This is a genomic window from Streptacidiphilus monticola (assembly GCF_042658505.1).
Classification (GTDB): Bacteria; Actinomycetota; Actinomycetes; order Streptomycetales; family Streptomycetaceae; genus Streptacidiphilus; species Streptacidiphilus monticola.
Window position 1 is genome coordinate 87,328 of sequence record NZ_JBHSQJ010000075.1, and the last position, 10,161, is coordinate 97,488.

The 10,161-nt window shown below is 72.1% G+C and carries 13 protein-coding genes; 5 read left to right on the forward strand and 8 right to left on the reverse strand.

Features of this window, described 5'->3' with window-relative positions; all coding sequences use genetic code 11:
* Positions 1–35: 35 nt before the first annotated feature.
* Positions 36–896: an SDR family oxidoreductase gene (locus ACFP3V_RS18810; protein ID WP_380584889.1), complete on the reverse strand. Its 861-nt coding sequence runs from the start codon at positions 894–896 to the stop codon at positions 36–38.
* 89 nt (positions 897–985) lie between these two features.
* On the opposite strand from ACFP3V_RS18810, the gene ACFP3V_RS18815 reads away from it, so the two are divergent.
* Positions 986–1,717, forward strand: a complete 732-nt coding sequence (locus ACFP3V_RS18815; protein ID WP_380584891.1) for a TetR/AcrR family transcriptional regulator — start codon at positions 986–988, stop codon at positions 1,715–1,717.
* A 163-nt stretch (positions 1,718–1,880) separates the two neighbouring features.
* Here the strand turns inward: ACFP3V_RS18815 and ACFP3V_RS18820 are convergent, their stop codons facing one another.
* The 5 genes from ACFP3V_RS18820 to ACFP3V_RS18840 form a co-directional block, all read right to left on the reverse strand.
* Entirely contained in the window at positions 1,881–2,504 is a 624-nt protein-coding gene (locus tag ACFP3V_RS18820; protein WP_380584893.1) for a GTP-binding protein, read from the reverse strand.
* The gene (locus tag ACFP3V_RS18825) at positions 2,488–2,865 is read right to left on the reverse strand and encodes a DUF742 domain-containing protein (protein ID WP_380584895.1); all 378 of its coding nucleotides are present in this window, start codon (positions 2,863–2,865) and stop codon (positions 2,488–2,490) included. Before ACFP3V_RS18825 ends, ACFP3V_RS18820 begins: the two co-directional genes overlap by 17 nt.
* Complete coding sequence (locus ACFP3V_RS18830) at positions 2,862–3,281, reverse strand: roadblock/LC7 domain-containing protein (protein ID WP_380584897.1); 420 nt, start codon at positions 3,279–3,281, stop codon at positions 2,862–2,864. The genes ACFP3V_RS18825 and ACFP3V_RS18830 overlap by 4 nt, the downstream gene beginning before the upstream one ends.
* Entirely contained in the window at positions 3,278–5,575 is a 2,298-nt protein-coding gene (locus ACFP3V_RS18835; RefSeq protein WP_380584899.1) for a sensor histidine kinase, read from the reverse strand. The genes ACFP3V_RS18830 and ACFP3V_RS18835 overlap by 4 nt, the downstream gene beginning before the upstream one ends.
* A gap of 403 nt (positions 5,576–5,978) precedes the next feature.
* The gene (locus tag ACFP3V_RS18840) at positions 5,979–6,407 is read right to left on the reverse strand and encodes an ester cyclase (RefSeq protein ID WP_380584901.1); all 429 of its coding nucleotides are present in this window, start codon (positions 6,405–6,407) and stop codon (positions 5,979–5,981) included.
* Between the two features lie 86 nt (positions 6,408–6,493).
* Between ACFP3V_RS18840 and ACFP3V_RS18845 the strand changes: the two genes are divergently transcribed.
* Entirely contained in the window at positions 6,494–7,135 is a 642-nt protein-coding gene (locus ACFP3V_RS18845; RefSeq protein WP_380584903.1) for a TetR/AcrR family transcriptional regulator, read from the forward strand.
* A 71-nt stretch (positions 7,136–7,206) separates the two neighbouring features.
* On the forward strand, positions 7,207–7,680 hold the full coding sequence (gene aac(6') / locus ACFP3V_RS18850; RefSeq protein WP_380584905.1) for an aminoglycoside 6'-N-acetyltransferase: 474 nt from the start codon (positions 7,207–7,209) through the stop codon (positions 7,678–7,680).
* Between the two features lie 183 nt (positions 7,681–7,863).
* On the opposite strand, the gene ACFP3V_RS18855 is transcribed toward aac(6'), so the two are convergent.
* Both ACFP3V_RS18855 and ACFP3V_RS18860 read right to left on the reverse strand, forming a co-directional pair.
* Positions 7,864–8,607: a hypothetical protein gene (locus tag ACFP3V_RS18855; RefSeq protein ID WP_380584907.1), complete on the reverse strand. Its 744-nt coding sequence runs from the start codon at positions 8,605–8,607 to the stop codon at positions 7,864–7,866.
* The gene (locus ACFP3V_RS18860; protein ID WP_380584909.1) at positions 8,604–8,762 is read right to left on the reverse strand and encodes a hypothetical protein; all 159 of its coding nucleotides are present in this window, start codon (positions 8,760–8,762) and stop codon (positions 8,604–8,606) included. The genes ACFP3V_RS18855 and ACFP3V_RS18860 overlap by 4 nt, the downstream gene beginning before the upstream one ends.
* Positions 8,763–8,956: 194 nt before the next feature.
* Between ACFP3V_RS18860 and ACFP3V_RS18865 the strand changes: the two genes are divergently transcribed.
* Positions 8,957–9,151 (forward strand): hypothetical protein, encoded by a 195-nt coding sequence (locus tag ACFP3V_RS18865; RefSeq protein ID WP_380584911.1) that lies wholly within the window; start codon positions 8,957–8,959, stop codon positions 9,149–9,151.
* Between the two features lie 5 nt (positions 9,152–9,156).
* Entirely contained in the window at positions 9,157–10,068 is a 912-nt protein-coding gene (htpX, locus tag ACFP3V_RS18870; RefSeq protein WP_380584921.1) for a zinc metalloprotease HtpX, read from the forward strand.
* Positions 10,069–10,161 lie beyond the last annotated feature (93 nt).

Sequence of the window (10,161 nt, forward strand, 5' to 3'; positions counted from 1 at the left end):
CCGTGCGGCGGGCTCCGCGCTCGGTGCGCGGTGGGCTATTCGCCCCAAGCGTGCTCCAACTCGCTGCGGAAGGTGGCGGGCTCTCGTCCGATGAGATCGGCCAATGTCGGGTCGACTGCGGTGAATTCGCCGTTGCGCGCCGCGGCGAAGATGCTCAGCAACAGGTCGGCGACCGGGGCGGGCGCGCCGTGCGCGAGGGTCTGCTCGCGGAAGGCGTCGTCGGGGACGACGGTGCGGGTGAAGGGCCGTCCGGTGGCCTCGGTGGCGATCTCGGCGAGGGCGGCGAAATCGAGGGCGGCCGGGCCGGTGAGCGGCGGGGTGGGGCCCTGGAGGTGGGTTCCCTCGGTGAGGATCACGGCTGTGGCCTCGGCGAGGTCGTCGTGGCCCGTCCAGGCGACGGGGCCGTCGGCGGGGAGGGCGATGTCGCCGGTGTGCCGCGCGGGCTCCAGGAAGTGCAGGGCACTGGAGGCGTAGAAGCCGTTGCGCAGCGCGGTCCACGGCAGGCCGGTGGCGCGCAGGAGGTCCTCGGTCCGGGCGTGGTCCCGGCATGCCTGGAAGCGGGAATCGTGGGCGGCGCCCATCTGACTGGTGTACAGGATGCGGCCGACGCCCGCCTTCACGGCGGCGTCGATGGCCGCGCGGTGGCCGGCGACGCACTCCTCACCGGTGCGGTCGAGGGAGACGAGGAGCAACTGCTCGGCGCCTTCGAAGGCATGGACGAGGGAGTCGGGGTCGTCGAAGCTGCCCTGGCGGACGCGGACGCCACGGTCGGCGAGGTCCCGGGCCTTGCGGGGGTCGCGGACGCTGACGCCGACGCGGTGCGCGGGCATGCGCTCCAGCAGGCGCTCGACGGTGCGGCGGCCGAGCTTTCCGGTGGCTCCGGTGACGATGATCATTCGGTTCTCCCAGCGCTGGTTCCGGTGGAATCACCTTGATGCTAACACTGGAAATTCCGTTGGAATCAGATCGTCGGTAACATCGGTTCATGGCCTCCCGCGACTCCACCCGCAGCCCTCGCCGCCGCATCGTCGAGGCGGCCGTCGAGCTCCTGGAGGCCGGCGGCCCCGACGCCGTGAGCACCCGTGCGGTCGCCGCCGCGGCCGGGATGCAGCCGCCGGCGATCTACCGCCTCTTCGGCGACAAGGAGGGACTCCTCGAGGCGGTCGCCGAGCACGGCTACGCGCAGTTCCTGGAAAGCAAGAGAGCGCAGCTCGACACCGACCCCACCGATCCGGTGGAGGAGCTGCGCCGCGGCTGGGACACGGTGGTCGAGTTCGGGGTCCGCCACCCGGAACTGTTCGCGGTCATGAACCGGGCCACCGGCCGGGGCGCGGACCTGGCACACCGAGCGGGCCTGGAGATCCTCCATGGGCGGGTGCGCCGTCTGGCGGCCGGCGGGTGGCTGCGGGTCGACGAGGAGCTGGCTGCCCAGATCATCCGGGCGACCGGGCAGGGCGCGGTCACCACGTGGCACTCCACCCCTGCGGACCGCCGGGACCCGAAGCTGCTGGCCATCATGCGCGAGTCCATGGTCGCCGCCGTCACCCGCGCCGAACCGGCGGTTCCCGCCGCGGAGTCCGGTCCCGCCGCGGCGGCCCCCGCCCTGCTCGAGGCCCTCCCGGAGGACGGCGGCGTGCTGACCGATGCCGAGCAGCACCTGCTGCGCGAGTGGCTCACCCGCCTCGCGGCGAACGGCGGCCGCGCGCCCCAGGCCTGATTGCCGACTCCTCGTCAGGCCCTGTCGTCGGGGCGTGAGGGCCGGACGCGCGGTCAGGCGGTCGACGCACCCCAAGAGCAGCGCCGAGCCCGGCCGACGCTCGCTCCGACGTGATGGGCTCGCCTGCTGGGTGCCCCCCGCCGGAGGGCACCCAGCAGGAGGTTCAGGCGTGGGCCGCGGCGCGGCCCCGGTGGCGGGCGATGACCTCGTCCATCAGGGCCACCAGCACGTCGCGGACCGACCCGCGGTCCCGCGCGTCGCAGGCGACGACGGGCACGTGGGGGGACAGCCCCAGGGCTTCCCGGACCTCCTCCAGATCGAAGCGTTGCGCACCGCTGAAGTGGTTCACCGCGAGGACGAAGGGGGCGCCGCGCTCCTCGAAGTAGTCGAGAGCGGGGAACGAGTCCTCGATGCGCCGGGTGTCCACCAGCACCACCGTCCCCAGGGCCCCCTCCACCAGGTCGTCCCACAGGAAGGAGAAGCGGTCCTGCCCGGGGGTGCCGAAGAGGTACAGCACGAGGCTCGGGTCGAGGGTGATGCGTCCGAAGTCGAGCGCCACCGTGGTGGTCGTCTTGCCCTCCACGCCCTCCAACGAGTCGACGCCGACCGAGACCTCGGTGATCGCCGCCTCGGTGTCCAGCGGTTCGATCTCCGAGATCGCGCCCACGAAGGTGGTCTTGCCCACTCCGAGGCCGCCGCTGACCGCGATTTTCGCGGACATCGGGACGGCCGCGGCCGCGGCCCGGGCACGTTCGGCGCGTGCCGAGCGGTCAGAGCGAACGGACATGGTCGCGAATCCTCTCCATCAGTTCCAGCGGAAGTTCCTGCGGCTGGTGCGCGCGGGTCAGCAGCAGCTCGTCCGCCAGCAGGTCCGCCACCAGGACCTTGGCCACACCCAGCGGCACCCCCACGCCCGCCGCCACCTCGGCCACGGAACGCGGGCTCTGACACAGCGTCACGATCCTGCGCCGTTCGAACTCCAGCGGCGCGTACTGGGCGCCGGGCGCGGCCAGCACCTGGGTCTCCAGGCGCAGGCCGTCGTGGACCGGACGGGCCCGGCCGCCCGTCATGATGAACGGCCGGACGAACAGGGCGTCCTCCGCCGCCTCGGGCGGCTCCTGCCCGGGTTTCCTCGCATCGGCGGTCATCGGGGCAGTGCCTGCCTCAGGTCGGCGATCAGGGCCGGGGTCAGCAGGTCGCCCGCCCGCTCCGCGAGGACGGCCATCTCGTAGCCGACCAGGCCGAGTTCGGCCCCGCTGTCGGCGAGGACGCCGACGCAGGAGCCGTCGCGGACCGCCGAGACCAGCAGGAAGCCCCGCCGCATCTCGATCATCAGGAGCTTCATGCCGTCGAAGTCGAAGCGGCGCGAGGCGCTGCGGGCCAGCCCGGCCAGGCCGGACACGATCGCGGCGAGGTGGTCCGCGTCGGTGCGGCCCAGGCCTTCGGAGACCGCGATCAGCAGGCCGTCGGAGGAGACGGCGACGGCCTCGCGCACCCCGTCGGTGGACCGGACGAAGTTGGCGAGCAGCCAGTTGAAGGTGCTCGTGTCGGTGGCGGTGGTCACGACTGCTTCTCCTCGTTCGATCCGTTCCAACTGCCCGCCGGGCGTCCTGCCGCCGCGCCGCGCTCGTGGGCCGTGCGCAGGGACGAGAGCATCGCCGAGACCTGCTGCGGCGAGCGCTCCGGGGTGCGCTGGTCGCCGGCGCGCCAGCGGTCGTCGGCCTCGCTGACCGCGCTCGCGATGGCGCTGCGCCTCGGCCGCTTCACCAGCCCGTTGCGGGTCCGGGCGGCGGAGACCGGTCGGGAGCCCGCGCCTGCAGGGGCCGGGGCCGCGGAGGCTGCGACCGCCTGCCCCGCGGCTGCCGTCACCGTGCCGGGTTCGGTCCGGGACTGCCGGGGCAGTGCGGCGAGGGCCGGGGCGTCGGCGACCACCGGGCCGACCTGGCGTCGCAGTTCCTCGGCGGTCGACGGCGGCAACGTCCCGGCGTCGATCTCCCGTTGCAGCTGCTGCCGGTTCAGCTCGGCCCGCGACTCGGACGTGGACTCCAGCACCGGCGCGTCCTCCAGGAGTACGTTCGGCAGCAGGACCCGGGCCACCACGCCGGCGGCCGGCGCCTCGCCCAGCCGTACCTCGATGCCGTGCCGGCGGGCGAGCGCGCCGACCACGAAGTGGCCCAGGAACCGGGTGGGTTCGGCCATGAAGCTGGCCGTGCCGGACAGGCGGACATTCGCCTCGGCCAGGGCGTCGGGCGTCATGCCCAGGCCGTGGTCGACGACGGCCACGAGGTAGCCGGCGCTGGTGCGGCGGCCCTCGATCTCCACGTCCATGTCCGGCGGCGAGAAGCTGAGCGCGTTCTCGATCAACTCGGCGAGCAGATGGGCGACTTCGGCCACCACGGTGCCCACGACGCGGACCTGGTCCACACGGCGCAGGGTCACCCGGCGGTACTCCTCGACCTCGGACAGCGCCGCGCGGATCACATCGGTGACGCCGATGGCGGTACCCCAGGGCCGCGGGCTGGACTCGCCGGCGAGCACCAGCAGCGATTCCGCGTTGCGTCGCATCCGGGTGGCCAGGTGGTCGAGTTCGAACAGGTTGGCCAGCTGTGCGGGGTCGGCGTCCTCGTGCTCCAGCTTGTTGATGAAGCCGATCTGACGGCGCACCAGGTTCTGGTTCCGGCGTCCCAGGCTGACCAGCGAGTCGGTGGCGTTGCGGCGCAGCACCGCCTGCTCGGTCGCCAGGTCGTAGGCGACGCGCTGGACCTGGTCCAGGGCTTCGGCCACGCGGCGGACCTCGTCCCCGGACCGGTCGGGGACCCGGACGCGGGGCGGCTCGGGCTGTTCGCCGCCGCCCGCCTGCACCGCGGCGACCGCGGCGGGCAGTCGCTGTCCCGCCACCTCGGCGGCCTCCCGGGCGAGCCGGGCCAGGGGTCCGGTGACCGCGCGGGCGGTGCCGACGGCGAGGGAGATCAGCACGAGCGCGGCCAGCACGGCGACTGCGGCGTAGAGCAGGGCAGCCCGTTCGGCCGCCGCGGCCAGGCCGTCGGCGCGGGCGACCACGTCGGAGCCGATGGCGACCTGGACGGTGCGCAGGCCGTTGATGGTGGCGGTCATGTCCGCGTACCAGCGGTCCGCCGGGATGGCGTCCTGGTCCAAGTGGCCGGCGCCGCCGACCGCCTGGCGTTCCCAGGCCAGCACCTGCCGGGCGGCGCCGGGCTGCCAGACCCGGGCGAGCGCGGCCGCCTCGGCGGGGGTGGCGGTCTGTGCTGCCTGGTCGAGTTCGGCCATGCGCGCGGCGCGTGCCTCGGCGAAGCGGGTGTACCAGTCGCTGATGAAATGCCCGTGCGGGAGGCTGCCCATCATCAGGGCGCGCTGCTGGCCGGTGGACTCCTTGGCGTTGCCGAGCGCCAGCAGTGTCTGCACACCGGCGCGCAGCGCCGGGTCCTGGCTGTTGCCCAGTCCCAGGTCCAGGTGGCTGAGGGCGGTGTTGGTGCGGGTGAACCAGTCGAAGACGGTCACCAGTTGACCCTGGCCGCTGTCGGTCGACCGGCGGACGCCGGGGAGTCCGTCCACCAGTGCCAGACCCGTGCGGACGGCGCGGGAGGCGGCGTCCTGCCTGCCGGCGACCTGCGCCCTGACCTGGGCCAGGGCGGCGTCGGTCAGCTGCCGCTGCGCGGGCAGCTGGGCCCGGAAGCGGTCGTTGCCGCCGGCCACGCCGCAGCTGAGGCCGCGCTCCTTCTGCAACTCGTGCACCAGGCCCTGCAGGGCGACCTCCAACGTGACGCCCCCCGACGCCTGTTGTGCCGCCCGGTAGCGGTCGTACTGCTGGAGGGCACCGATGCCCAGCAGCGTCAGCACGAGGACCAGCGCGAGGGTGAGAATCCGCGCGAGTTTCGCCCGGATCGTGCGAGGCGCGAGGAGCCCGGCCAGGAATCCGACACGGCGCGTGCGGGGCTTTTCCTGCTGGGCTTGATCGCCCTGTTCACGTAGAATTAACAATGTGCTCGGCACCGGGGCCGACCTCCGAAGTGCTGGGTGTAGCAAGGAAGATCGGCCCACGTTAAGGCGGTGGGCGCTGCTTTGCCGTCGGCGGACGGGAACTGAATTCCTTTCAGCGACCCGGCCCCGGTGAAATCGCGCAAAGGTGTTCCTGGCCCGAATCTGCGGACCTTTTGCCCCCTGCTCCGTGGCCGCCGTCAGCGTGCCGGCGCCCGGGACAAGCGTGCGGAGCAGGTCGTCCGTGATCGTGCGAATGCGTCAGTCAGCCGCTCCGGGCAGGCAGCGCGCCGAGGCGGTGGAGCAGGCCGAGGTCGTCGCGCACCGCCCACCGCTCGGCGATGCGCCCGTCGGTGACGCGGTACATGAACGCGACTTCGCGCGTGAAGTCGCCGCTCGGCATGGGGTAGCCGAAGAAGTCGCCGCCCGGCCAGTGGCCCGCCCGGACGCCGAACTGCACGACCAGGTCGTCCTCCGCGACCACGTAGGACTGCCGCCAGTGCTCGGTCTGCCAGCTCCGGCCCCCCGTGGCGAGGTAGTCGCGGGTGCCTTCCAGCCCGGCCGGCCGACCTGGGGCCAGCGAGTGGTTGACCATGTCGGGCGCGCACAGCACGTCCAGCAGGCTCAGGTCGCGGTTGTTCAGGATCGCGTCGAAGCGCGCCACGATCCGCTTGTTGTCGTCCTGGATGCTCATGGATCCCACCTCCGTTGCGTGGGTTTCCGTGGGAGCGCATTTCGTGAGAGTTCCACTCTCTTCGTGACATCTCTACTATCACCAATATGGGCAAACCGGTCAAGAGGCGCTATGACAACACCCGGCGGCAGGCGCAGGTTCGTGCCACGCGAGCCGAGGTGGTGGCCGCAGGACGGCAGCTGTTCGTCGAGCGCGGATACCCCGCCACCACCGTCGAGGCCATCGCCGAGGCGTCCGCGACGCCGCCGGCCACGGTCTACCGCCTGTTCGGCTCGAAACGCGGCATCCTGTCAGCCGTGCTGGACGTCGCGTTCGTCGGGGACGACGAGCCGGTGCCCTTCGGCGAGCGTCCTGCCGTTCGGGCGGCCCTGGGCGAGCGGGACCCAGCACGCCTCCTCGATCTCTTCGCCCACCTGGCGAGGGAACTCCTCGACCGCTCCGCGCCGGTCCAGCACGTCCTGCGCACCGCTGCCGTGGTCGACCCCGAAGCAGCCGCCCAACTGGAGACCACCAACCGGCAGCGGCTGGAGGGGCAGTCCAGGATCGCCGGGGTCCTGGCCGACCGGGGCGCCCTCGCCGAAGACGTCGACCAGAGGCGGGCGGCAGACCTCATCTACCTCCTCATGTCCCCGGAGGTCCACCGCATCCTGACCGTCGAACGCGGCTGGAGTCCCGAGGCGTACGAACGCTGGCTCGCCACATCCCTGCGCGCCTCGCTTCTGCCCTGACAGACGCTCCGCCCTTTCCTGTCCCCCGTTTCCTCGGGAGGCGCCTGGACCACTGCGGGATACTGAACGGCATGGAACTGCGCGGGGACAAGGTCGTACTGCGCCCGGTGAACGTCGGTGACGGACCGACCCTTCACCGCATCGTGCGAGAGCCCGAAGTCGCGGCATGGTGGCCGCCGCCCGACGACTTCGAGGACATGTGGGCCGTGGTCCTCGACGGGGAAGTCATCGGAGCCATCCGGTTCGAGGAGGAAACCGACCCCGACTTCCGGCATGCCGGCATCGACGTCTTCCTGACGGCGCGTCACCACGGCAGAGGGCTCGGCACCGACGCCGTGCGCACCCTCGCCCGGTGGCTGATCGCCGAGCGCGGCCACCATCGGCTGACCATCGACCCCGCCGCGGACAACACCGTGGCCATCCGCAGCTACACCAAGGTCGGGTTCAAGCCCGTGGGCACCATGCGCGCGTACTGGCACGACCACCGGACGGACACCTGGGAGGACGGACTGCTCATGGACCTACTCGCCGACGAACTGACCTGATTTCCTCCGCGCGCCCACGGACCGCGGTCGGCGCGGGAGGTCCCGGGGTCCCTTGGAGACTGACGGTCGGTCAGACCAGCCCGACCAGCGCCCCCTGCCTGCCGGTCCGGGACTCTCCGTCCCTACCGGACTCCGTCCCTACCGGACTCGACCTGGGGCGGGTCGAGGCCGGACGGTCGGCCATCAGCCGTGGGAGCCGGGGGAGTCCGGTCGAGGTCGCATCAGCAGCAGGTCCTCGCCCCAGGCGTCCAGCACCGCGGCATGGCCGGCGGCCCGGGCGGCCGTCTCCACCTGGGCGAAGAGCCGCTGCTGCGTCGCGACATCGCCGGTCGCGGTGATCCGGGCGACCGCGTCCAGCAGGGTGGCGCCGTCCCAGCCCGGCAGCGGGAACCGGTCCAACTCCCAGGCCAGGTACTTGTTGTAGGGGCGCGGTCGGCAGGCCAGGGCGAAGAGCAGATCGAGGAGGATTCCGACACTGGCGGCGGCGTCGAGATGGCCTGCGAGCGGATTGGCGTCGCGGTGGTTCTTGACGGAGCGGTAGAGGGAGTTGGCGTAGGCGTCCAACAGGGCCGCGGCGGAGCCGAAGGCCTCGTCGGCGTCGAGCCGTCCCATCGCGGCGACGATCCGGGCGATCTCCCCGTCGCTGCGGTCGACCAGGACCTGGGAGCGGGCGATGGCGTACCGCTCCCAGTCGGCGGGACGGCGGAACCGATCGAGAGAGGTGACGACCAGGTCCAGGTGCCTGGAACGGTATCCGTCGAGCGCCGCCAGTTCGCTCGCCGCGTCGTCGGCGAGGACGACGTACAGGTCGTGGTCGGAGTGGCAGGTGCTCATGCCCTCATGGGCCTGCGAGCCCTTGAGGACGAGCCCGACCACGGCCGGGTCCGCCGTCGCCTGGGCGATCAGGGCCCCGAACTCCGGAGTCACGTCAGTTCCTTGCGCATGTCGATCACGGCCGCCTCGGCGCGGCGGATCTGTTGGGGCGCGTTCGCGCACCTGGGTGGTGAGCCGTACCCACCGCAGGAGGGCAGGTCCGCGTCGGTGAGGCCGCGCACCGAGAGCGGCATCCTGATCCCGTTCATCGCCACATCCCTTCGATTCCCACAGTGGCCGTCGCCCATTGCAGCAAGCGGGCCGCCAGGCCGTCCAAGGAGTTTCGAGCCGTCGCCGGGCCGCCCGCGGGGCGACGGCGAAATCACGGCGCGGTCGGGGGCCGACCGGCGTTCGGCGGGCGCAGACTTGAGGCTGGGGCGTCGAGGCTGAGGAGGTGGATCCGATGGCCGGAATCACCCGGCGGATCATCGCCCTGTTCACGATCAGCGCGATCAGGGCGAACAGGAGCAACGGGATGCTGGACCGCGCGGACGAACCGCGCCGGGCGCCGGACCACGCCGCCGGGAGGCGGCCGGTGCCGGCAGGGACGGGACGGCGCGGCACGGCAGACGTACGCGCCCTCGCGGATCTCGGGTGACGACGATGCGCAGCCGCTTCCAGCCCGACCGGCAGTTGACCGTCCGCATGGTGACGACGCTGTTCCTGCTCGGACTGCTCTACGTCGCCTTCGTCGCGGTGCTGATCGTCCTGATCAAGTCCTGGATTCTCGTCGTGGTCATCGTCGGCGGCATGTTCGTGGCGCAGTACTGGTTCTCCGACCGCCTCGCGCTGTTCGGGATGCACGGGCACATCGTCACTCCCGAGGAGGAGCCGCACCTGCACGGCGTCGTGGACCGGCTGTGCGCGATGGCCGACATGCCGAAGCCGCAGGTGGCGGTCTCGCGGATGGATCTGCCCAACGCCTTCGCCACCGGCCGCAACGCCGACCACGCCGTGGTCTGTGTGACCACCGGTCTGCTCCGGCGCCTGGAACCGGAGGAACTGGAGGGCGTGCTCGCCCACGAGTTGTCCCATGTGGCGCACCGCGACGTCGCCGTGATCACGATCGCGTCGTTCCTCGGCGTGCTCGCCGGGCTGCTGGTCCGCTTCACCTTCTACTCGCAGCTGTTCGGGGGCCGCAGCCGCAACGACCAGAACACCGCCATGTTGTTCGCACTGGTGATGACGGTCTCCGCGGTGGTGTACGCGCTGAGCTTCGTGCTGATCAGGGCGCTTTCGCGGTACCGGGAACTGGCCGCCGACCGCTCGGCCGCGCTGCTCACGGCCCGCCCGTCGGCTCTGGCGTCGGCGCTGACGAAGGTCACCGGCGACATCGCCCGGATCCCCACCGAGGACCTGCGCACGGCGCAGGCGTTCAACGCCTTCTTCCTCACCCCCGCCTTCGGCAAGGGCGCGGACGTGGCCACCCTGTTCTCGACGCACCCCAGCCTGGAGCGTCGGCTCGAACAACTCGCGGAAATCTCCCGGCAGTTGGGTGGCGGCGGAGTGCACTGACAAGGAGGGACCGCCGGCCGCAGGGTGTGGGGGCGTGCGGCCGGCGGTCGGTTCGGAGCGGCTACGCCATGGTGAATTCGGCGTGGAGTCGTC

Bases quoted from the DNA above. Each gene is read 5' to 3' on its own strand.
- ACFP3V_RS18865 (WP_380584911.1), top strand. From the start codon at position 8,957: ATGGCCGGAATCACCCGGCGGATCATCGCCCTGTTCACGATCAGCGCG.
- ACFP3V_RS18825 (WP_380584895.1), bottom strand. From the start codon at position 2,865: ATGACCGCCGATGCGAGGAAACCCGGGCAGGAGCCGCCCGAGGCGGCG.
- ACFP3V_RS18810 (WP_380584889.1), bottom strand. From the start codon at position 896: ATGATCATCGTCACCGGAGCCACCGGAAAGCTCGGCCGCCGCACCGTC.
- ACFP3V_RS18860 (WP_380584909.1), bottom strand. From the start codon at position 8,762: ATGAACGGGATCAGGATGCCGCTCTCGGTGCGCGGCCTCACCGACGCG.
- htpX (WP_380584921.1), top strand. From the start codon at position 9,157: ATGCGCAGCCGCTTCCAGCCCGACCGGCAGTTGACCGTCCGCATGGTG.
- ACFP3V_RS18840 (WP_380584901.1), bottom strand. From the start codon at position 6,407: ATGAGCATCCAGGACGACAACAAGCGGATCGTGGCGCGCTTCGACGCG.
- ACFP3V_RS18815 (WP_380584891.1), top strand. From the start codon at position 986: ATGGCCTCCCGCGACTCCACCCGCAGCCCTCGCCGCCGCATCGTCGAG.
- ACFP3V_RS18845 (WP_380584903.1), top strand. From the start codon at position 6,494: ATGGGCAAACCGGTCAAGAGGCGCTATGACAACACCCGGCGGCAGGCG.
- ACFP3V_RS18820 (WP_380584893.1), bottom strand. From the start codon at position 2,504: ATGTCCGTTCGCTCTGACCGCTCGGCACGCGCCGAACGTGCCCGGGCC.